Source organism: Synechococcus sp. Cruz-7E5 (assembly GCF_024345995.1).
Taxonomy (GTDB): Bacteria; Cyanobacteriota; Cyanobacteriia; order PCC-6307; family Cyanobiaceae; genus Regnicoccus_A.
In genome coordinates this window covers 46,678-66,654 of record NZ_JAGQCE010000007.1, presented here as the reverse complement: position 1 = coordinate 66,654, position 19,977 = coordinate 46,678, and the positions used below count along the sequence as shown (strand labels likewise).

The following is a 19,977-nucleotide window of genomic DNA, read 5'->3' as shown; positions in this document are numbered from 1 at the left end:
CTCTGGCATCTCCCTCAACGTACCGGGGTGAGCATGGCCAGGGCTTCAGCGTGGTGGGCTCCCTGCCAGAGCCACTGCCACCGCCAGCCGCACGCCTCGGCGCTGCGCTGGATGGCCCCACGATCGGCCGGGTCGTCGAACTGGCTGAGGTGGTCGATCACCTGTTGCTGTTGCTCGGGTTCGAGTGGGTTCCAGCCGCTGCGGATCCGCTCCACGTAGCGCGCCACGTAGGCCTCGCGCGCTTCCACCGGCTCGCGGAAAACATCAGCCCAGAGCAGGACTCCGTCCGGCGCCAGATGACGGCGGCAGAGCTCCAGAAACCTCGACTTGTTCACGTCGTTGAGGTGGTGAAGGGCGAAGGCGGAATGGAGCAGATCGACCGGTTCGGGTTCGGGCTCCGCTTCGGCCCAGGCCAGCAGATCCTGCTCACGCCACTGGCAGGCGTAGGAGACGGGGCCAAGCGCCGCCGCCGCCCGCGGCAGCACCGGGGCGGAGAGATCGAGGCCCAGGTAGGAGCCGAGCGGCAGGTGGCGCAGCAGCGGCGCCAGCAGGCCGAGGTCGCCGCAGCCCAGATCCACCATGTGGGGCGGTGACGATCCCTGGGGCCGCTGGGCCAGCCAGCCCTCGATCGCCGCGGTGGTGGCCGCTGAGAGCGCCTGATGCTCCATCAGGTCGTGGTCGACCACCCGGCGGTAGGTGCTCCATTGACGGTCGAAGAAGTCCATGCCTGAGGCTGGGCAGCCGGTGCGGCCTGCCGCCGATCCTGCGGTGAGCGTAGGCGCCCTGGCGTGGGAACTCTTCACGCATGTTGCCCAACCCCTGCTCGTGGTTCCTGAAGCCCGCTCCCCCGGATTGATCCAGCGCTACCGGGAGGACCTGCAGGTGAGTGCCTCAACCCAGAATCAGGCCCTGAGTGCGCTGCTGTTTCTGTTCCGGGAGCTGTTGGAGCGGGATCTGGAACTCGACGGTGTGGTGCGGGCACGGACGCGCAAGCGGCTGCCGGTGGTGCTCAGTGAGGGGGAGGTGAAAGCCGTCCGTCAGCGCCTTGAGGGCGTGCCGGCGTTGGTCGTGGGGTTGCTGTATGGCAGTGGTCTGCGGCTCATGGAGGCGCTGAGGTTGAGGGTCAAGGATTTGGACTTCGATCGTCGCGAACTGGTGGTTCGTGATGGCAAGGGAGGAAAGGATCGGCTCACGATGCTTCCCCAGAGCCAGATGGCTGCGCTGCGGCAGCATCTGCTTGAGGTGCGAAGTCTTCATCAGGGGGATCTGGCGGCCGGATGGGGCCGGGTGCTCATGCCATACGCTCTGGCACGGAAGTATCCCAACGCAGATCGGGAGTGGGCCTGGCAGTGGGTGTTTCCCCAGCAGAAGCGCTGGCTGGATCCCAGAACAGGGGCTCAGGGGAGACACCATCTTGACCCCACCGTGGTGCAGCGGGCCGTGAAGCAGGCGGTGGCTGATGCTGGAGTGAGCAAAGCTGCCAGCTGCCATACGTTTCGCCATTCCTTTGCCACGCACCTTCTGGAACGGGGTCAGGACATCCGTACGATCCAGGAATTGTTGGGTCATCAGGATGTGAGCACCACCATGATCTACACCCATGTGCTCAACCGTGGACCACTGGGCGTGAGCAGCCCCGCAGACTTTGTGTAGCAAACCGAACATGTGGTTCTCTGACCAGAGAACCACATGCGGGTTCTCCATACAGATCAAGAGGACCTAGGCTGCTTCAGGTTTTTCAAGGATTCGCATCCACTTGATGGCCTGGGTTCACAGAAGCAACGGCGTGAGCGGGGTTGGTTCTCAGAACCGTCCAATGACAAGTTGGGCTTACAGTAAGGAAAAACCGTGGCCGCATTAAATGACAAACCTGTTCGGCTGTTAATGCACGACATGATCTCCTCCATGGGACTATCTCCAGGGGAAGCCATCTCTAGGGAACAGGCGGTGCAATGGTTTGCCAAGAATTATCCAAATGTCAAGCAGGCTACTGTAGCCGCACATTTGACAAGGCTTTCAATAAATGCACCTTCAAGAGTTCACTATAGCGCTAGAGCAGATGGATCAGATGATAAATTCTTCAAGATTGACGGCTCTCATTTTCGCCTTTATGAGCCTGGTCGAGATCCAACACCCATATCTGACCTATCTCCAGTTCCAGACGATTCTCCAGCCGAATCCCCAGGGGCCTCAAGCGAGTTTGCCTATGAACATGATCTCAGAGACTACCTTGCGCGAAGTTTGCACATTCTTGAACCCTCCCTCCGGCTTTACTCAGATGAAGGGATAACGGGGGTCGAATTCCCTGTAGGTGGGCGCTTAATAGATATCCTAGCGGTTGACAGCAACGGCGACTATGTTGTCATTGAGTTAAAAGTATCCAAGGGATATGACCGAGTGGTAGGTCAAATACTACGTTATATTGGATGGATAAAGAAGAATCAAGCTGATCCCCAGCAGAGAGTGCGAGGGATTATAGTCGCAAAAGAAATCAGCGATGATCTCAAGCTCGCTTGCTCAGAGCTTCCGGATATTCAGTTGTATGAATACAGCCTATCTGTACAAGTCAACAAAGTTGCATTAGATGCTACCTGAAGCCCAACAACGCGATTCACCTGACCCACCACCGAGAGGTCGCCTTAACTCACAAGGAGCCTCTAGTCCCAACTCTCTGTGGCCAGGTGATCGCGGGCGTTGGACCGACCGGTAAACGCGGGACATGAACCAGTCTGCGGCTAAGCAGCTACAATGGGTTGAGGAGGTGACTTCAATGTCTAGACAGTTTGATGTAGTAGTCGAAAAAGATTCAGAAGGCTTCTTTGTGGCGACCGTCCCTGCTCTTCCCGGTTGCCATACGCAAGCTAAATCTTTGGATCAATTAATGGAGCGAATCAAGGAAGCCATTGAGCTTTGCCTGGAAGTTGCGGGCACTCATCCTGAGTCGCTTGATTTTGTAGGAGTACAACGGGTTACCGTTGAAGTGTGACGAGATATTCTGCGATTTCAGGAAAGACTCTCATCGCAGCCTTGAAGAGAATTGGTTTTGAAGAAATCAGGGTAAGAGGGAGCCACCATTTCCTTAAGCACCTGGATGGAAGAACGACAGTTGTTCCCGTTCATTCGAATGAAACGTTGGGGCCTGGCCTCTTGGCAAGCATCGTTCGTGATGTCAAGCTCTCAAGAACTGAATTGCAAGACCTTCTATGACGAACTCAACGGCTGTCCAACATCAAGATTCAGCGGCCGGAGCCAAAGATGGCTGAAGAATGATTGGGCTTCCCTCCGCTGATCTTGGGCGTTCGAGGGATGTGAGTCATGCCATGAAATCCAAAAAGGAAACTCTGCCTTTCCTTGGCTCTGCTGCCAACATGCCTTTGGCCAGGCAGTAAGGCGGGTCACCCAATGGCTCGATACTCTTTATAATCTGAGACCTTGGGCTCATCCAGAATAGAACATCTAATCTGCGGTACCCATGGCGTTGCAATTCCCGTTCATGGAAGCATCTCCGACTTCTGTCCCCTGTGAAACAGGATAATGAGCCTGAAAGATAGGGTAAAAAGTGGTCTCTATGCCTCTCTGCAGGTATTGCGCCCAATCACTTATTGAAAGAGATGCATCATTCCATGGCTTCATAGAGATCTGTACCACGCCAATGTGATCGGGTTTCCATCTCTTTGGGAGGAGGCAGGGTCTTCTCAGCCATCCACGGACCTCAGCCAGCCAGTGGGAGCTTCACGGAAAAGACACTGCCGGAGCCAACCTTGGAGTCCACCGAGATCTGTCCGTGATGGCGGCGCACGATCGCGGCCACGATTGAGAGACCAAGGCCGGTGCCGCCCTGACGGCGGGAACGACCGGGATCACTGCGAAAGAAGCGATCGAAGATACGTTCTTGATCCGCCGGGGTAATGCCGATACCGCTGTCCTGTACCTGCAACCACCCATAGGTTCCCTCGCGACTGAGTCTCAGCAACACCTCTCCGCCTGGGGGCGTGTATTGGATCGCGTTCAGGAGCAGGTTGGACACGAGCCGATAGAGCTCCGATTCCACTCCCAACACATGGAGATCCACTTCACCACCCAGCAGACGCAGCTGCACTTGTGCTGTCGCCGCCGCCTCGCTGGTCTCCTCCTGCAGATCGTGCGCGATCTCAGCCAAGGAGCAGGGCTGCACTGCCGCTGCGGCCTCGTGACCATCGAGCCGGGCCAACAGCAGCAGGTCAGCGATCAAACGGCTCAGCCGTAGACCCTGCCCGTGGACCGCCGCCAGCATCTGCTCCCTGGCAACGGCGTCAGCCGGAGGCTGCGCCCTGTGGGCTTCCACAACGGCCAGCAGGTTGGCCAGAGGTGCGCGCAGTTCGTGGGCTGCATCGGCGGTGAACTGCTCCTGCTGCCGGTACGCCGCCAGCAGTGGCCGCATCGCCAGACCAGACAGCCACCAGCTGGCCAGGCCCGCCACCAGCAGGGCGAGCACCACAATCGTCTGGGTTGCCCACCAGAGCCGTTCCCGTTCCGCGTCCAGTCCGCGCAGGCTGCGCCCGATCTCCAGATAGCCCCAATCCAGCTCCAGTGCATTCGCGCCTGAATGATTTGGTGTGTGGGAACGGTGCAGGTGGATCGAATACTGGAGAAAGCGATCGCCCCCTGGCCCCTCCTCCACCGACCAGGCGGGGTCGAGGCGTTCAGCCTTGGCTCGGGGCGAACGACTTGGCGATCCCGGGGAATGGGCGATCAGAACGCCACGGGGATCCAGCAGGCGCAGGTAGAACCGCTCCGGGTCCGTGACGCTCACTGCATGGCGCGAGATCAGTGAGGGGGGTGACGGACAGGGATCGCTTACCAGACAAAGGCCGGGAAGCACCGCAGCCAGCTGGGGAGAGGGCCTGGCTTCTTCCGGCAACAACGGCTTGAGACTGTCATGCAAGGTGCCGGCCAGGGTTTCCACCTCGCGCTCGAGGGCGGACCAGTTGGCACGCATCAGCAGGCCAAACATGCCAAGGCCCGCGCCATAGAGAATCACCCCGATCACCCCCAGGTAGACAGCCGCCAGTCGCAGGCGGCTGCGGGGGATGGGTCCAGGCTTGGCCATGGTGAGCCTTCCTATGGCTCCGGATCGGGATCGAAGCGATAGCCCTTGGAGGGCACGGTCTCGATCGGAGATGCCAGCCCGTGGCTGGCGATCTTGCGCCTCAGCAGACGCACCTGGGCCGCGACCACATTGCTGATCGGATCCTCATCCAGCGACCAGAGCTGGGTCCGCAGCCGTGATCCCGAGATGATCTCCTGCGGATGCTCCATGAAGTAGGCCATCAGCTGGAGTTCCTTGGCGGACAACGTGATCCTGCTGGTTTCATCTCCCTGCTGCACGGTGAGACAGCCCTCGGCCGGATCCAGCACATAGGGCCCGCAGCTGAGCTGCAGCTCGCGGTAGTTGGGCTGACGCCGCTGCAGCGCCCGGATCCGCGCCAGCAGTTCCTCCATGGCGAAGGGCTTGCTCAGGTAGTCGTCGGCGCCGGCATCAAGGCCCTGCACCCGGTGGCTGGTGTCGGCCAGGGCCGTGAGCATCAGCACCGGCAGGGTGAGGCCTGCCCCGCGCACCCGACGGCAGAGTTCAGGTCCTGAAAGACCCGGCAGCATCCAATCGACGATCAGCAGGTTGTAGGTGGCCAGCTCGCTGCGGATCAAGCTCCAGGCCCCCAGGCCCTCCGCCACGTGATCAACGACATGCTGCTTAGCCCTGAGCACCGCCTGGATCGCAGCGGCCAGCTCCTCTTCGTCCTCGACCAACAGGATGCGCTGGGGCATAGGCCTGGGCAATGGGACAGAGATCGGGGCTGATCCTAGGCAGCACAAACGGTTTCACCTGTTTTTCATCCCCCTTGCGGCATCCTCGGCGGGTCCTTGTCCTGCCCTCGCGGCAGCAGCAGCATGCGCGCCCTTCTTCTGGCCACCAGCCTCAGCCTCGGAACCATGACCCTCGGCATCCTGGCCCTCGGCAGTATCCAACCAGCAATGGCCCATGTGGGCCATGGCGATGAGTTTCAGCAGCAGGGGAATGTGCGCCAGGTGAAGGCCAGCGCCGAGATCGATTCCATGCTGGGTATCACCACCGCCCCTGCCACGGAAGTCGGCGGTGTGATTTCGATTCCGGTCGCTGCGGTGGTGGATGCCGATGGCAAGCCCCTGGCGTTCGTGAAAAGCGGCACCACCTACGACCCGGTGTTCCTCCAGACCGGCGCCAGCAAGGGCGATCAGATCGAAATCACCGACGGCAGCATCTCGCCGGGAGACAACGTGGTGACCCAGGGGGCCCTCTCGCTCTACGCGGAATCGAAGAAGAGCCAGAGCGCCGTGGCCGCCAGTGGGGAACCCCCCGCTGCTGCTTCTGATGCCCCAGCCAACCCAGCCGCGGCCGCGCCCTCGACCGCCGCAGGCCTCAACCCCCTGGTGATTGGGGCCGGTGCTGCGGTGGTGGTGGTGGGCGGTGTGGTCGTGGCCTCCCGCCTTGGGAAGAAGAACTGACACCCGAAGCCTGCGCTTTCTACCGCCACTCAACCCATTCCCATGTTTGAAAGCCTGCTCAACCAGACGCTGCGCACATCGATCGCCAGACGTTGGCTGGTGGTTGTGGCCGCCATCCTGATCACGCTCTGGGGCCTTTCGATCCTCAGCCGCATGCCCCTGGATGTCTTCCCCCAGTTCGCCCCTCCCCAGGTAGATGTGCAGACCACCGCCGATGGCCTGGCACCGGAAGAGGTGGAGCAGCGCATCACCGTGCCGATCGAATCGGCCGTCAACGGACTGCCGGGAGTGGAAACCGTGCGCTCCTCCTCGAAGGTGGGGCTCTCGATGGTTCAGGTGGTGTTTGATCAGAACGCCGACATCAACCGGGCCCGCCAATCGGTGGCGGAACGCCTGCAACAGATTGAGGCGGAGCTGCCCGCCAATGCCAGCGCCCCGGCCATCTCGCCGCTGGTGTCGCCGCTGGGCACGATCCTGCAGTACGCATTCACATTGAAGGGTGGCGGTCCCACCACGCCGATGGAGCTGCGGCGAATCGTCGCCACCACCTTCAACCACCAGATCCTGGCGGTGCCCGGTGTCTCCCAGGTGACCCTCTACGGCGGTGAGGAGGCCCAGCAGCAGATTCAGATCGATCCCAAGCAACTGCAGGCACGTAATGTTTCGCTGCAGGCCGTGGCTGAGGCGGCTGCAGCAGCAAGCTCCAATGCACCCGGCGGTTTTTTGATCGCGGGCGGGCAGGAGAAGCTGATCCGCGCCAGCGGCCAGGCCAGCAGTCCCGAGGATCTCGCCGATTCCGTGGTGACAGGCAGCAATGGCCAATCGCTCCGGCTCGGTGATGTCGCCGAAGTTCAGCTGGCCAGCGCCCTCAAGCGCGGCGATGGCAGCTTCAACGGCAAGCCGGCCGTGGTGCTGATGATCAACAAGCAGCCCGATATCGACACGCCAAGGGTGACCCGCGAGGTGGAAGAGCGAATCGCCGCCCTCAGCAAGACCCTGCCGAGCGATATTCAGGTGCAGCGCACCTTCCGGCAGGCCAGTTTCATTGATACGGCGATCAAGAACGTCAGTGGTTCTCTGATCGAAGGCATCGCGATCGTCTCGGTGGTGATGGTGCTGTTCCTGATGAACTGGCGCACCGCCGTGATCACCCTCAGCGCCATCCCCCTGTCGCTGCTGATCGGCCTGATGCTGATGCGCGCCTTTGGGCTGGAGATCAACACCATGACCCTCGGTGGCCTGGTGGTGGCGATCGGCTCTGTGGTCGACGATTCGATCGTGGACATGGAGAACTGCTACAGCGGGCTGCGCCGCAACCAGGTGTCCAACCAGCCAAAGAATCCCCTGCAGGTGGTGTACGAAACCTCGGTGGAGGTGCGCCAGCCGGTGATTCTCTCCACCGTCATCATAGCGGTGGTGTTCGCGCCGATCTTCAGCCTCACCGGAGTGGAAGGGCGGATCTTCGCGCCGATGGGCCTGGCCTATCTGCTTTCGATCGCCGCCTCCACCCTGGTGGCACTCACCCTCTCGCCAGCGCTCTGCGGGATTCTGCTGGCGAACACACGGCTCCCCGCCGAGAACACCTGGATCGCCAACTGGGCCGAGAGGGCCTATCGGCCAATGCTGGAGATGGCGCTGATCTCACCCAAGCGGGTGCTGGCCGTGGCCCTGGCCGTGGTGGTGCTGGCCTGCGCCATCCTCCCCAGCCTCGGGCGGGTGTTCCTGCCGGAGTTCCGCGAGAAATCCCTGGTGAACTCGATGGTGCTCTACCCCGGGGTCTCCCTTGAGATGACCAACCGCGCCGGTTTGGCCTTGTCCAATACCCTCAAGGCCAGTCCACTGTTTGAGTGGGTGCAGGTGCGTACCGGCCGGGCCCCGGGAGATGCCGATGGGGCAGGCGTCAACTTGGCCCATGTGGATGTGGAGTTGAGCGATGCGGCGATGCAGGATCGCCCTGCCGCCATCGCCGCACTCCGTGAAGCCTTCCTGAAGCTGCCCGGCGTGGCACCCAACATCGGCGGCTTCATCTCCCACCGCATGGATGAGGTTCTCTCGGGGGTGCGCAGCGCCATCGCGATCAAGATCTACGGGCCCGACCTGGCGGAGCTGCGCAGGATCGGCGAGCAGGTGCGTGATGCGATCGAGCCGATCGAGGGAGTCGTGGATCTGCAGCTCGAACCCCAGTTGCCCATCCAGCAGGTGCAGATCGCTTTCGATCGCAAGGCCGCCACCGCCAACGGACTGACGATGCAGCAACTCGCTGATGCGGTGGAGATCGCCCTCAACGGCAAGACGGTGGGCCAGGTGGTGAGCAACGGCACCGATCGGACCGATGTGGTGGTGATGCTGCCAGAGCAATCCCGTAACAGCCTCGATGCCCTACGGGCTATTCCGATCACTACCCCCGCGGGCACCATGCTGCCGCTTGGATCCCTTGCCCGGATTGACAACGGACTGGGCGCCAATGTGGTGAACCGGGAGGATGTATCCCGCTTGATCGTGGTGTCTGCCAACGTCAGTGGCCGGCCACTGGGCACTGTCGTCGGCGACATTCAAAAGACGATCGACAACAAGATCAAGCTGCCAAGCGGCTACTTGATCCGCTACGGCGGGCAGTTCGAATCAGAGGAGCGTGCCACCGCCAACCTGGTGCTCTACAGCTTGCTGGCCACGGTGGTAATTGCCGTGTTGATGTTCGTGTCCGTCAAATCTCTGCCGGCCACGATTGCCATCCTGATCAATCTGCCCCTGGCCCTTGTCGGTGGCCTGGTGGCCATCCTGCTCACCGGCGGTGTGCTTTCGGTGGCCTCCCTGATTGGGTTCATCACCCTGTTCGGGGTGGCAGTGCGCAACGGCCTGCTGCTGGTGGACAACTACAACCGCAGACACGCCGAAGGCATGGAGCTCAAGGAGGTGATCCGCGCCGGCAGCCTGCAGCGCCTCAACGCGATCCTGATGACGGCTCTCACCTCCGCCCTGGGCATGTTGCCGCTGGCGTTGGCCTTCGGGGCGGGCAACGAGATCCTGCAACCGCTGGCGATTGTGGTGCTCGGTGGCTTGATCACCTCCACCATCCTCACCCTGCTGGTGCTGCCGGCCCTCTACGCCCGCTTCGGCGGCTGGTTGCTGCCTCGCCTCAAGCCAGCCCTGCGCGAGGCTTGAGGCCATGGGGAGCGACCGTCCCACAGTGATCAGCACAAGCCCCCAGCGGCATGGGCTGATCGCTGGCCTGCTGGCCGCACTGTTCTTCGGCCTCAGCGCTCCGTTGATCAGCGTGGTGAGCGGAGCAGGTTCGCCGCTGATGATCGCGGCGCTCCTCTACAGCGGGGCCGCCTTCGCACTGCTGGTGGTGCGTGGGTTCCGTGGTCATCAGCAGCAGGAGTCACCGGTGCAGCGCCGTGACCTGCCACCGCTGCTGGGGCTCACCGTTCTGGGGGGGATGGTTGGTCCGATCTGCCTGGTCCAGGGTCTCACCCTGCTTTCGGCGGGCTCCGCCTCGCTGCTGCTGAACCTGGAAGCAGTGTTCACGCTGCTGATCGCGGTGCTGATCGGACGTGAGCACCTCAGCCGCAGGGGGTTGATCGCTGCCGTGCTGATCCTCTCCGGTGCCGTGCTGCTCACGGAGAGCTCTCTGCACGGAGCCACCCTGCAGGGCACCGTCCTGATCGCCGGCGCCTGCCTGGCCTGGGGGATCGACAACAACCTCAGCCAGCGCCTGAGCCTGCGCGACCCCCTGCAGATCGCCCTGCTCAAGGCGATTGGGGCCTCAGGCCCCATGCTCCTGCTGGCCCTAGCGGCCGGCCAGACGCTGCCAGCCTGGCCAGCTCTGTTGGCGGTGCTGGCCATCGGCAGTGGCGGCTATGGGCTCTCGATCTGGCTGGATCTGCTGGCGCTTCGTCACCTGGGGGCGGCCCGCGAAGCTCTCGTGTTTTCCACGGCACCCTTCGTGGGTCTGCTGTTCTCCCTGCTGGTGCTGCGTGAGGCCTTCACCAGCGGTATGGCGATGGCGTCAGCCGCCATGCTGCTCGGCGTCGCCCTGCTGATCAAGGAAGACCATTCCCACTGGCATCGGCACCAAGCGCTCCACCATGCCCACCGTCACCGCCACGACCCCGCCGGCGGTGACCCCCACCACAGCCACAACCACCCTGGCGATGACAACGGCCCAGCCAACCCACAACGGGCTTACTGGCATGCCCATGAGCATCAGCATCTCCCGATTGAGCACGAGCACGCCCACGTCAGTGATGTGCATCACCGGCATGGTCACAGCCAGGGACTTTGAGTCTCTTCGTGACGGCTGAAACTGCCAGCATCGAGGCTTGGTCAATGTCAGCTGTTGGGCACTATCATGCGGGAGAAGCTAACGCTCTCGGATGGAAGGAATCCAGCCGGTTGAACAATTACTGTAACACCCAATACCAGGAACCCTCGGATTCTGTGTTGGCACTAATCACAAGATGATCATGGTCTTAGGGCTGAAATCAAGCACCAGTGTGAGAATCGAAGCGGATGCGGTCTGAGTACTACTGGCGATGCTCAGGCCTGTAAACGATGCCCGTGGAGAGGCAACACCTGTCGAACAAGCCCCTGGAGTAGAAAGACCACAGTCAAGTCGGTTTCGATAGCGGTTGCGTCTTGCCTGCCACTCAGGGGCAGTGTTCGAAGGATCAGAAGAAAGCCGGTAGCGCCACCGTCTTGACGTCTTGACGTTAAAGCGCTTGGCTCAAGGAATGGATGAAACGAAGCGGGCTACCATCTACTTCGACGCGCATGTGCATCGTGCACTGCGACTGAGAGCCGCTGCATGTAACCGCTCAATTTCGGACATGGTCAATGAGGCAGTTCGCATGACATTGGTCGAAGATGCGGACGATTTGAAGGATGCTGAACAGAGGCAGGCTGAGTCAAGCTCTAGCTTCGAAGAGTTTGTCACAAGCCTAAGAGATTGTGGCCGACTATAGCCTCACGATTAAGCCATCGGCTGCTAAAGAACTTCAGGCAATACCTGATAAAGCGACTCTGGGTCGATTGATTGAGAAAGTCAAATCGCTAGCTGCCCAACCGCGGCCTTCAGGATCTGAAAAGCTCGCGGGCAGGCAGAACCTTTATCGTGTCCGTCAAGGCAACTATCGGGTAATCTACTCTGTCGATGATAAGTCGCGCGTTGTCGACGTTGTTAAGGTCGGCCACAGAGGAGATGTCCATCGATGAATGGACCTTCTAACATCAAGATACAGAAGGCGGGAGCCGAGGAAATCGGCAATGCCTATGTTTCTCGCCCGCTTCTGAACTTGAGCGTTAGGCCTCATACTCAATGCATCTAGGAGGCGCAATGCCGATCCACCACAACATGCTTGGCAAGACGCCCTCCTCTACCGAGCGCATTCTCTTCCCCATCGCAGACAAAGCCTTGGGAACCCAGGCGTCCCTGCTGTACGAGCACGTGCTGAACCCAGGGGTCGAGGTGCCGTTTCACCAGCACCCCTACGAGGAAGTCATCGTTTGCATTTCCGGAGTCGCCGAGTGCTCCCTGAACAGTGGACCCTGGCAGAGGTATGAACAAGGCAGCGTGCTGATCATTCCACCGAACACGCCGCACTCCCTAAGAAACCTTGGTTCCGGCCTGCTGCGGCAACTGGCCTTCATGCCTGCGCCCGTCAATCAAACGACATGGCTGGCTCCCAAGGGCAGCGTTGAGTGATCTGTTCGTGAGATGGGGCCAATGTAGCTCCGACCCAAAGCCAGTGTACTCATCCCATAGCCAAGACGTTGTCCTGTGAACCTTGGTCAACAACTGGGGAAATCACCAGCCTTGGCGTACGGATCCTGTGTGGTCTGCCTGAGAAGATTCAGCTTGGTGTTGGTGCTGAATTGAGTCTGAGGGCCAAGGACGGTGAACTTGTTGCGAAGCCAGCGCTGGCCCCTCGCCTTGGTTTGGATGATCTTTTGGCGGGAGTGACAGACAGCAACCTTCATTCTTTTGTTGACACAGGATCTGCTGTTGGCATGGGGATCTTCTAGTGTCACCTGCTGATGTCCCTGATCGAGAGGTCCTTGCATTGCTGACATTCACACCACTGACTGGTGGTGAGCAGGCTGGACGTCGTTCGGCCTTGGTACTCTCACCAAGATCTTGAAACGGAAGGGTCGGCTTTTCGCGGACAGGTGATGGCCAGCGTTCGCTGTGTGCCTGATCCATCCTCATGAACCTTGGTTGTCGGCAGTGCCATGTCCGTGTTGATGGGTGGTGGCTGAGTGTCTCAGTCAACTTGCTGGGTGACAGCGGATTCCATGGTCCTCAGTTGTTAACGAGAGCGGATAATCAGATCATCACGCTCCCTTCCCATAAATGACGCCGCTCCAGACTCACTTCCCGTCGGATTCCGTGATGTCGATGCGACCGCTCCCGAAAGGATCATTCGCTGTCTCGACTGTCTTCAGTCGATGGCAGCAGGGCGGGCGTCCAAGGCGCGCGCACTTGATCTTCTGGGGCTCGAACCGGGAGCTTCCGCCCTCGAGGTGGCCAGCGGGCTCGGCGACGATGTGGTGCGGATGAAGGCGCGAGGCGTGCGGGCCGTGGGCGTCGACCGCAGCCGGACGCTCATCGCTGAGGCGCAGTCGCGGCACACCGGGAGCGGCTGCGAGTTCAACCTGATTGACACGGGACACCAGCACGACTGGCTCCGGACGTTTCAGAACCCGTGGATCGGCCTCGAGCTGTCGGGCCTCCTGGCCGACGCAGGGCTGGTCGACATTCGCCAGGACGCCGTGTGGCTGCCCACCCACGGGTTCGCCGAGTCGGATCTCCTGTTCGAAATCGATGCCAATTCCAGGCATCTCTCCGCCGAACTCCCTCAGGCCCTATCCTGGCTCGAGGCCTACCGCCGGGCCGGGGCGAGGCCTATGCGGGCGTTCTGATGCCGATCTGCTGGGGCCGCAAGCACTGACCGGATCCCCGTGGAATACAGCAGCTACGGCAGAAAGCCCACCATCGTGGAGAGCAGGTTGGTGACGGCATCACCCTGCAGAGGAGACGATCCTCCGGCCTGCCCCGGTGTTGGGATGTCGTTCGGCATGGCGGGGGGCGCTGGCCGCCACAGGTCTGGCAGGCTGGTGGGACGCGGATGCTTCTCCCATGGCTTCTGGTCTTGGCGTGTCGAAGCTGGTGCCCCTGGCGATCGTGCTGTGCCTGCCGCTCGCTGCCGCTGGCCAGCCTGAGCCCCAGACCCAGGGGCAGCCTCTGACGGCGCTGCTGGAGCATGGCAAGGTACGCCTGCTCTACGTGTATGACGGCATCCGGCATGTGGAGGTGCCCCTGGCCGATGGCCGGGCGGTGATCGGCCTGAGCTGCGAACGCAACAGCTGGACGCTGTTCAAGGTGGAGCGCGCCGGTCAGGAGGTGTACAGCTTCGGTTCCGACCCGGCCTGGGGTTACCTGCCCGCCGGGCCGATCAGCAGCAGCCGCTTCTGCCGCGATCCTGTGCGCACTGCGGAATGAGCCACTGGCATGACTCTTTCATCCAGGACAGATTGTCGCCATGAGCAGTGATCTTTCGCTTCGCGCGCTTGAACGCAAGGACCTGCGCTTTGTTCATCGCCTGAACAATAATCGACAAATCATGTCCTACTGGTTCGAAGAGCCCTATGAATCTTTTGATGAACTTGAAGAGCTCTACAGCAGGCATATTCACGACAACGCTGAGCGTCGATTCATCGCTGAAGACAGCCAGCAGCAGCCTGTCGGACTGGTTGAGCTCATCGAGATCGATTACATCCACCGCCGGGCTGAATTCCAGATCATCATTGACCCTGTTCATCAAGGGAAGGGCTTTGCCAGGGATCTCATCGGCAGAGCGCTGGACTATGCTTTCAGCATCATGAATCTTCATAAGATCTATCTTGTGGTTGCCATCGAGAATCAAAGAGCGATTCATCTCTATGAAAGCTGTGGCTTTGCCGAAGAAGGTTATTTCGTCAAGGAGTTCTTCAGTGGTGGCCGCTACCAGGATGTGAGGAGAATGTATATCCTACAGGAGAGTTATTTTGAGAGGCTTCGGCAACGCAGTCTGATGCAGCCACAGGGAGAATGTCCGCGGCATTCACTCGAACCTATTCCTTGAGCCGTTTCAGGTTTCTGCTCTCCGGCGGCCATGCCACGGGTTGCGTCGCCATCCCATGGGTGCTTCCCCATGGCTGAACTCCTGCCCCGCCCCCCGGCCTAACATCCTGCGAAGGCTCCCCGCCAGCGGCGATCATGCCTACTCAACCCATGTATTCCCCTTATCCCTCGGAGGCGGCCAATACGATATACAACCTGCTGTTCTGCGACGACGCATCAGCCTTTCTGGCACGTTCAGGGGAGGAACCAGCACCGTGGCAGGCAGAACTGGCGCAGGATCCGCCAGATCTCCGGGCGCTTCGCATCCTGGCGGCGGATGAACGCCAGGAGGGGAGGGTCCGGTACCTGGCTTATCAGGCATTGCGCCATCTCGGTGAGTCAGTTCCTCCCCGGCAACTGCTCGGCGTGATCATTGAAGTCCCTCTCGCTGGAGGCCTGGATGCGCTTGCCGCTTATTCCAATGGAGGCGTTCGCTACGTCAATCAGAGCGGCAGGATCGCCGTGGTCGACGCCGTTCCATCGATGACGCACCTGGTTCAGGACCTCTTCGCGATGTCCCAGCCTGTCGTCGACGCCATCGGTCCCTGGAAGGAGGCAAGGCTGGCGCCACCGAAACGCGACAACATCCGCCTTACTTTCCTTGTCTCCGATGGTCTGTATTTTGGCGAAGCTCCGATGACCGTCATGCAGCGAGAGCCGATGGCCGCACCCATCATTCAGCGGGCGACAGAACTCCTGCAGGCCGTTGTCGCCATAGGGGCGAGCTGACGCCTGACTCCGGGCCGGCCTCTCACTCCACCCGGCTCACTCCACCCGGAACGTCACACCCATCACGGCGGTGATGTCCTTCTCGATCGTGCTGGTGTCGTAGGAGCCATAGCTGCTCATCTCGGTGGAGTTGGGCACGGTGATCTGGAACGAGCCGGTGTCGGCCTGGGTTATCACGCCGATGCGGGAGCCGGCCTGACGCGCGATCTCGCGGGCGCGATGCCGGGCATCACGGGTGGCTTTGGCGAGCATGTCCACCCGCTTTTCGGGGAGCTTGGTGTAGGTGTAGGCAGGATCGTTGATGGTGAGCGGCACTCCCTGGCCCACGAGCTCACCGATCTGCCGGGCCACCGCGGCCACCTTCTCCACCTCGGGGCTGCTGATGCGGATCTGCTGGCGGGTGGTGAAGGTGGTGAATTGCAGCTCACCGGTGCGGGAGTCGCGCACGTCTGCCTTTTCGGACTTGATCGGGTTGAGGCTGATGGCATCGGCGGCGATGCCCTGCTGCCGCAGGAAGGCGAGGGTGCGCTGCACCTCCGGCTGCAGCTCCTGATAGGAGGCCTGCAGGGTCGGCGCGCTCCGGGCCACCTCCACGGTCCAGTCCACGAAATCGCTGGTGATGCGCTCGGTGCTGGAACCGGTCACGGTGATGGTGTCGTTGCCGCGGCGGATACCCTTCACGAGCACACTGCTGGCCACCACCAGACCCGTGGCCAGCACCGCCATGGCGAACACCAGCGGTGGCGTGCGGCGCAGGGTGTTGACAAGCGGGGAGAGTCGACCCATGGCCCTGGGGTTGGCTGAGCTTGTTGTGCAGTCTGAAGCCCCGAAGGATCGCGTCTTCGCGTTTCTTGCAGCCGCCTGCGTTCAGCAGGCAGTTCGTTGACGAGCACGTCACTCTTGTGGACAAGGAGCTGGCGCATTTGATGGCGCTCATGGAGTTGACGTGAAGTGTCCTTTCCACTCACTCCAGCCGAGCCTCTTCTCGACGCGGCTGAGTTCAGGCGTCAGATGATGGGAGCATGGGTTTTCTCTCAATCCAACTTCCTTGACATACGCAGCCATGTCAAAAGTCATCCAAGCTGGTTTCGCGTATTGCCTCATCGTTCTGGGCGCCGGGTTCCTGCTCGGCCTGCTCAGGGTCCCCCTCGTTGTCCCGCGCATCGGTGAACGATGGGCGGAACTTGCGGAGATGCCGATCATGGCTGTGGTCATCTACTTGGCAGCCGGGCACATTCTTCGCCGCTTTCCTGCAATCTGCTCACCGATCCGCTCGCTGATCACTGGCGGCCTGGCCCTGGTCCTTGTCATTGCGGCGGAGTTGACCCTCGCCATGATGCTTCAGGAACGGTCCATCGCGCAGTACATCAGCAGCCGAGATCAAGTCTCAGGCTCGGTCTACATGGTCATGCTGTTCGTCTTCGCCGCCATGCCAAGGCTTCGCCTTTCCAGGCATCAGGCCTTCGCCAGCCAGGAGCATGTGGCCTGATCCTTTCTGCCGATGAACCATCGTGAACCTCCCCGGTCCCAGTTGGCCATGGCCGTGGGCATCGCCGCTGTTGTCGCACCAGCGCTGCACTTGACCACGGACGTCTTGGAGTGGTTCCACGGCGGCTTCTCGACAGCCCAGCTCTGGCTCAACTACGTCGCCTTCCTGCCGATGCCCTGGTTGCTTCTCGGTCTCTACGCCGTGTATGAACCGCGGCAAAACCTGCTGGGCCTCATCGGTGCAGGTCTCTATGGAGTTGCTTTCACTTACTTTGCCCACACAACTCTGTATGCCCTCGCTGAGGGAATTCCCACCTACGAGGCCTTGTGGTCTCGTTTGGGCACCCTGTACACGGTCCACGGTGCCGTCATGGTGATCGGAGGCTTCCTGTTCGTCTGGTCGGCACTGCTTGCGGGCTGGCGGCCCCGGTGGCCCCTGCTGCTCTTTGCATCGGGTCTCTCCCTGAATCTGCTTCTGGCGCTCATTCCCTCGCCAGACATCCTTCAGACGATCGGTAGTGCGCTCCGAAACAGTGGGCTTATGGCCATGGGTTATGCAGTCTTGTTCCAGCGGCGGCCAGGCACTGCCTGACCCTTCCATCCAGACGACGTGACCCGGCTGGTCCGGTGCCGTAACCATCGTCTCAGGGCTCCCACCGGACCCCCGGTAACCTGCTTCTTCGCCCGGGCATCGCCCATGGCTGCATTCAGGCCCCTCCCCGCCCTGGCCCTGGCGGGCGGCCTTGTTCTGGCCCTGATCACGGCGCGGCACATCTGGAACTCACCCGCCTGGCGGCTGGAGCGGCTGCAGCAGAAGGTGGCCCCGAAGGGCGGCCGCGTGTTCCAGACCACCCTCAGCGGCGAGGAGCTGGCGTTTCTGCTGCAGGATTGCAAGCTCTACAAGCTTGAGGTCACCCGCCGCAGTCTCCGCCGGGAGCTTGTGCTCAAGCCCGACTTCTATCCCTTTGCTTTCTGCTTCGAGCAGAGCATCGAGCGCAAGGGAGACAGGCTGGAGGTGTTCCTGCTGATGCAGGCCCTGGGTGCCGGCGGCGGCAACCAGGGTGGAGGAACGTACCGCAGCACCGATGGCCGCAAGTGGCAGTGACATGACATCCCTCTTGCTCGACATTGTCGTGATCTTCACGATGTCGGCCGTGGCGGTGGTGGTCTGTCACCGCTTCAGCATTCCCAGCTCGATCGGTCTGCTGCTGGCGGGTGTGCTCGCCGGGCCGGATCTGTTCAAGCTGGTGCAGAACGTGCACGAGATCGAACTACTGGCCGAGATCGGCGTGGTGCTGCTGCTGTTCGTGATCGGGCTGGAGATTTCCCTGGCGGATGTGGCGCGTCTGCGACGTCACTTTCTGATCGGTGGATCCTTGCAGTTCTTTGGAACAGCAGCCCTGGTGGGGGCGATCTGCACCGGGCTAGGGCTCTCCCAGGGACAGGGGATGTATGTGGGCTTCGTGGTGGCGCTCTCCAGCACCGCCATCGTGCTGCGCATGCTGCAGGAGCGCGCCGAACTGGAAACACCGCATGGGCGCACCACCCTGGCGATCCTGATCTATCAGGATGTGGGCGTTGTTCCCGTGATGCTGATGGCCCCCCTGCTCGCGGGGGTGGGAGCGGCATCGGGAGTAGGGGCGATCGCGGCCCTGCTGGGGAGGATTGCCCTGGTGGCCATCGTGGCCTGGCTGGCCTGGCGCTGGATCGTGCCCTGGCTGCTCGAGCGCATCACCCGCACCCGCAGTTCGGAAGCCTTTCTGCTCGGTGTGTTCAGTCTCTGCGTGGGCATCGCGATGATGACTCAGTCGCTGGGATTGTCGCTGGCACTGGGTGCCTTTCTGGCGGGTTTCATTCTCTCGGAGTCGGAGTATTCCCATCAGGCGGTGGCGGTGATGCTGCCCTTCCGTGATGTGTTGATGAGCCTGTTCTTCGTGTCGATCGGCATGCTGCTCGACATCCAGTTCATGCTCGCCCACCCGCTCGATCTGCTGCTCCTCACCCTGGGGGTGGTGCTAATCAAACCCCTGGTGGCCGCCGCCTCGGCCCTGGTGGTTGGCCTGCCCCTGGGCGGCTCGGTGCTCACCGGCCTGGCGCTCGCCCAGGTGGGTGAATTCTCCCTGGTGGCCACCAAGGCGGGCGTGAGCACCGGCTTGCTCGGGCCCGACATCTTTCAGACCGTGCTCGATGTGGCCGTGCTCAGCATGATGCTCACCCCAGCGCTGGTGGCCGGTGGTCCCAGGCTGGCCGCCTGGGTGGCCAGCACCCCTCTGCGGCGGCTCGAGCGCCGTCGCCTGGTGCCAGTCAGCTCAGGCAGGACCGATGGCCTCAGCGGCCACATCCTGATCGTCGGCTTCGGCGTCACCGGCGCCAACCTGGCCCGCACGGCCCGGCGCTGCGACATCCCCTATGCCGTACTGGATGTGAATGCCGCGATCGTGCGCGACGCCCTCAGCGCTGGCGAGCCGATTCACTACGGCGATGCCAGCCAGGAGCCGATCCTGCGTCTGGTGCATGCCGATCAGGCCCGCGCCATCGTGGTGGTGATCGATGATCCAGCCGGTGCCCGGCGCATCGTGGAACTGGCGCGCCGCTTTGCTCCCGATGCCTTCATCCTCGTGCGCAGCCGCTACCTGCGCGAGGTGGAAACCCTGCTGGCCCTGGGAGCCGATGAGGTGATCGCCGATGAACTGGAGGTGTCGATCGAGGTGTTCTCCCGCGTGCTGGCGCGGATGCTCGTGCCCCGCGACGACATCAAGCGTCTGATCGGTGAAGTGCGCGGCGACTGGCGCCAGATGGCCCGCAGCCTCTCGCCGGAGTCCACGGCCGTGAGCGACCTGCGTGTGGCGGTTCCCCACCTCACCACCCATTCCCTGCGTCTGGGCGAGAAGTCACTGCTGGTGGGCCACACCATTGCCAGCTGCGGCCTTCGGGCGGACCACAACGTCACGATCCTGGCGATCACCCGCGCAGGGGACCCCATCACGCATCCCCACGGCCACACCCTCCTGCTGGCGGGCGACATCCTCTTCGTGATCGGTCCCGAGGCGTGGGATCCAGCCAGCGTGCTCTGAAGA

At 61.7% G+C, this 19,977-nt stretch carries 21 protein-coding genes; 17 read left to right on the top strand and 4 right to left on the bottom strand.

Annotation, left to right across the window (positions count from 1 at the left end):
• Nucleotides 1-14: 14 nt before the first annotated feature.
• On the bottom strand, nt 15-725 hold the full coding sequence (locus tag KBY77_RS09650; protein WP_255103713.1) for a trans-aconitate 2-methyltransferase: 711 nt from the start codon (nt 723-725) through the stop codon (nt 15-17).
• On the opposite strand from KBY77_RS09650, the gene KBY77_RS09645 reads away from it, so the two are divergent.
• From KBY77_RS09645 to KBY77_RS16780, 4 genes are all read left to right on the top strand, one after another.
• Nucleotides 724-1,653, top strand: a complete 930-nt coding sequence (locus KBY77_RS09645) for an integron integrase (RefSeq protein WP_255103711.1) — start codon at nt 724-726, stop codon at nt 1,651-1,653. The genes KBY77_RS09650 and KBY77_RS09645 overlap by 2 nt on opposite strands.
• A 240-nt stretch (nt 1,654-1,893) precedes the next feature.
• On the top strand, nt 1,894-2,595 hold the full coding sequence (locus KBY77_RS09640) for an endonuclease NucS domain-containing protein (RefSeq protein WP_255103708.1): 702 nt from the start codon (nt 1,894-1,896) through the stop codon (nt 2,593-2,595).
• A 124-nt stretch (nt 2,596-2,719) separates the two neighbouring features.
• A complete protein-coding gene (locus KBY77_RS09635) occupies nt 2,720-2,986 on the top strand; it encodes a type II toxin-antitoxin system HicB family antitoxin (RefSeq protein ID WP_255103706.1) in 267 nt (88 codons plus the stop codon).
• Nucleotides 2,983-3,207, top strand: a complete 225-nt coding sequence (locus KBY77_RS16780; protein WP_399212613.1) for a type II toxin-antitoxin system HicA family toxin — start codon at nt 2,983-2,985, stop codon at nt 3,205-3,207. Before KBY77_RS09635 ends, KBY77_RS16780 begins: the two co-directional genes overlap by 4 nt.
• A 505-nt stretch (nt 3,208-3,712) precedes the next feature.
• On the opposite strand, the gene rppB is transcribed toward KBY77_RS16780, so the two are convergent.
• Nucleotides 3,713-5,089, bottom strand: coding sequence for a two-component system sensor histidine kinase RppB (rppB, locus tag KBY77_RS09630; protein WP_255103704.1), 1,377 nt, complete (start codon nt 5,087-5,089; stop codon nt 3,713-3,715).
• A gap of 11 nt (nt 5,090-5,100) precedes the next feature.
• Entirely contained in the window at nt 5,101-5,805 is a 705-nt protein-coding gene (gene rppA, locus KBY77_RS09625; RefSeq protein ID WP_255103702.1) for a two-component system response regulator RppA, read from the bottom strand.
• 123 nt (nt 5,806-5,928) lie between these two features.
• Here rppA and KBY77_RS09620 point away from each other — a divergent pair, with 123 nt between their 5' ends.
• The 9 genes from KBY77_RS09620 to KBY77_RS09585 all read left to right on the top strand — a co-directional run bounded on the left by KBY77_RS09620 (nt 5,929) and on the right by KBY77_RS09585 (nt 15,412).
• A complete protein-coding gene (locus tag KBY77_RS09620) occupies nt 5,929-6,522 on the top strand; it encodes a hypothetical protein (protein ID WP_255103700.1) in 594 nt (197 codons plus the stop codon).
• 42 nt (nt 6,523-6,564) lie between these two features.
• Nucleotides 6,565-9,684, top strand: a complete 3,120-nt coding sequence (locus KBY77_RS09615; RefSeq protein WP_255103698.1) for an efflux RND transporter permease subunit — start codon at nt 6,565-6,567, stop codon at nt 9,682-9,684.
• Nucleotides 9,685-9,688: 4 nt separating this feature from the next.
• Nucleotides 9,689-10,807: a DMT family transporter gene (locus tag KBY77_RS09610; protein ID WP_255103696.1), complete on the top strand. Its 1,119-nt coding sequence runs from the start codon at nt 9,689-9,691 to the stop codon at nt 10,805-10,807.
• Between the two features lie 665 nt (nt 10,808-11,472).
• Nucleotides 11,473-11,736: a type II toxin-antitoxin system RelE/ParE family toxin gene (locus KBY77_RS16775; protein ID WP_399212608.1), complete on the top strand. Its 264-nt coding sequence runs from the start codon at nt 11,473-11,475 to the stop codon at nt 11,734-11,736.
• Nucleotides 11,737-11,857: 121 nt separating this feature from the next.
• Complete coding sequence (locus tag KBY77_RS09605; RefSeq protein ID WP_255103694.1) at nt 11,858-12,226, top strand: cupin domain-containing protein; 369 nt, start codon at nt 11,858-11,860, stop codon at nt 12,224-12,226.
• 743 nt (nt 12,227-12,969) lie between these two features.
• Complete coding sequence (locus KBY77_RS09600; protein WP_255103692.1) at nt 12,970-13,443, top strand: hypothetical protein; 474 nt, start codon at nt 12,970-12,972, stop codon at nt 13,441-13,443.
• Between the two features lie 217 nt (nt 13,444-13,660).
• Nucleotides 13,661-14,023 carry a hypothetical protein gene (locus KBY77_RS09595; protein WP_255103690.1) on the top strand — a complete coding sequence of 121 codons (363 nt, stop codon included), beginning with the start codon at nt 13,661-13,663 and terminating at the stop codon, nt 14,021-14,023.
• Nucleotides 14,024-14,063: 40 nt separating this feature from the next.
• Entirely contained in the window at nt 14,064-14,645 is a 582-nt protein-coding gene (gene speG, locus KBY77_RS09590; protein WP_255103687.1) for a spermidine N1-acetyltransferase, read from the top strand.
• Between the two features lie 149 nt (nt 14,646-14,794).
• Complete coding sequence (locus tag KBY77_RS09585; protein ID WP_255103685.1) at nt 14,795-15,412, top strand: hypothetical protein; 618 nt, start codon at nt 14,795-14,797, stop codon at nt 15,410-15,412.
• A gap of 36 nt (nt 15,413-15,448) precedes the next feature.
• Here KBY77_RS09585 and KBY77_RS09580 read toward each other — a convergent pair whose 3' ends face one another.
• Nucleotides 15,449-16,198 carry an SIMPL domain-containing protein gene (locus KBY77_RS09580; protein ID WP_255103675.1) on the bottom strand — a complete coding sequence of 250 codons (750 nt, stop codon included), beginning with the start codon at nt 16,196-16,198 and terminating at the stop codon, nt 15,449-15,451.
• A gap of 277 nt (nt 16,199-16,475) precedes the next feature.
• Between KBY77_RS09580 and KBY77_RS09575 the strand changes: the two genes are divergently transcribed.
• The 4 genes from KBY77_RS09575 (at nt 16,476) to KBY77_RS09560 (ending at nt 19,974) form a co-directional block, all read left to right on the top strand.
• Nucleotides 16,476-16,901 (top strand): hypothetical protein, encoded by a 426-nt coding sequence (locus tag KBY77_RS09575; protein WP_255103673.1) that lies wholly within the window; start codon nt 16,476-16,478, stop codon nt 16,899-16,901.
• Between the two features lie 90 nt (nt 16,902-16,991).
• Nucleotides 16,992-17,492: a hypothetical protein gene (locus KBY77_RS09570; RefSeq protein ID WP_255103670.1), complete on the top strand. Its 501-nt coding sequence runs from the start codon at nt 16,992-16,994 to the stop codon at nt 17,490-17,492.
• A 105-nt stretch (nt 17,493-17,597) separates the two neighbouring features.
• A complete protein-coding gene (locus KBY77_RS09565; RefSeq protein WP_255103668.1) occupies nt 17,598-18,005 on the top strand; it encodes a hypothetical protein in 408 nt (135 codons plus the stop codon).
• Between the two features lies 1 nt (nt 18,006).
• On the top strand, nt 18,007-19,974 hold the full coding sequence (locus KBY77_RS09560) for a monovalent cation:proton antiporter family protein (protein WP_255103664.1): 1,968 nt from the start codon (nt 18,007-18,009) through the stop codon (nt 19,972-19,974).
• Nucleotides 19,975-19,977: the final 3 nt, after the last annotated feature.

Excerpts from the sequence above, each read along its gene's own strand:
- KBY77_RS09565 (WP_255103668.1), top strand. The coding sequence starts at position 17,598 with ATGGCTGCATTCAGGCCCCTCCCCGCCCTGGCCCTGGCGGGCGGCCTT.
- KBY77_RS09640 (WP_255103708.1), top strand. The coding sequence starts at position 1,894 with ATGATCTCCTCCATGGGACTATCTCCAGGGGAAGCCATCTCTAGGGAA.
- KBY77_RS09620 (WP_255103700.1), top strand. The coding sequence starts at position 5,929 with ATGCGCGCCCTTCTTCTGGCCACCAGCCTCAGCCTCGGAACCATGACC.
- KBY77_RS09645 (WP_255103711.1), top strand. The coding sequence starts at position 724 with ATGCCTGAGGCTGGGCAGCCGGTGCGGCCTGCCGCCGATCCTGCGGTG.
- KBY77_RS09610 (WP_255103696.1), top strand. The coding sequence starts at position 9,689 with ATGGGGAGCGACCGTCCCACAGTGATCAGCACAAGCCCCCAGCGGCAT.
- KBY77_RS09615 (WP_255103698.1), top strand. The coding sequence starts at position 6,565 with ATGTTTGAAAGCCTGCTCAACCAGACGCTGCGCACATCGATCGCCAGA.
- speG (WP_255103687.1), top strand. The coding sequence starts at position 14,064 with ATGAGCAGTGATCTTTCGCTTCGCGCGCTTGAACGCAAGGACCTGCGC.
- KBY77_RS09605 (WP_255103694.1), top strand. The coding sequence starts at position 11,858 with ATGCCGATCCACCACAACATGCTTGGCAAGACGCCCTCCTCTACCGAG.
- KBY77_RS09575 (WP_255103673.1), top strand. The coding sequence starts at position 16,476 with ATGTCAAAAGTCATCCAAGCTGGTTTCGCGTATTGCCTCATCGTTCTG.
- KBY77_RS09560 (WP_255103664.1), top strand. The coding sequence starts at position 18,007 with ATGACATCCCTCTTGCTCGACATTGTCGTGATCTTCACGATGTCGGCC.
- KBY77_RS09600 (WP_255103692.1), top strand. The coding sequence starts at position 12,970 with ATGGCAGCAGGGCGGGCGTCCAAGGCGCGCGCACTTGATCTTCTGGGG.
- rppB (WP_255103704.1), bottom strand. The coding sequence starts at position 5,089 with ATGGCCAAGCCTGGACCCATCCCCCGCAGCCGCCTGCGACTGGCGGCT.
- rppA (WP_255103702.1), bottom strand. The coding sequence starts at position 5,805 with ATGCCCCAGCGCATCCTGTTGGTCGAGGACGAAGAGGAGCTGGCCGCT.
- KBY77_RS09585 (WP_255103685.1), top strand. The coding sequence starts at position 14,795 with ATGTATTCCCCTTATCCCTCGGAGGCGGCCAATACGATATACAACCTG.
- KBY77_RS09650 (WP_255103713.1), bottom strand. The coding sequence starts at position 725 with ATGGACTTCTTCGACCGTCAATGGAGCACCTACCGCCGGGTGGTCGAC.
- KBY77_RS09595 (WP_255103690.1), top strand. The coding sequence starts at position 13,661 with ATGGCTTCTGGTCTTGGCGTGTCGAAGCTGGTGCCCCTGGCGATCGTG.
- KBY77_RS09580 (WP_255103675.1), bottom strand. The coding sequence starts at position 16,198 with ATGGGTCGACTCTCCCCGCTTGTCAACACCCTGCGCCGCACGCCACCG.
- KBY77_RS09635 (WP_255103706.1), top strand. The coding sequence starts at position 2,720 with ATGAACCAGTCTGCGGCTAAGCAGCTACAATGGGTTGAGGAGGTGACT.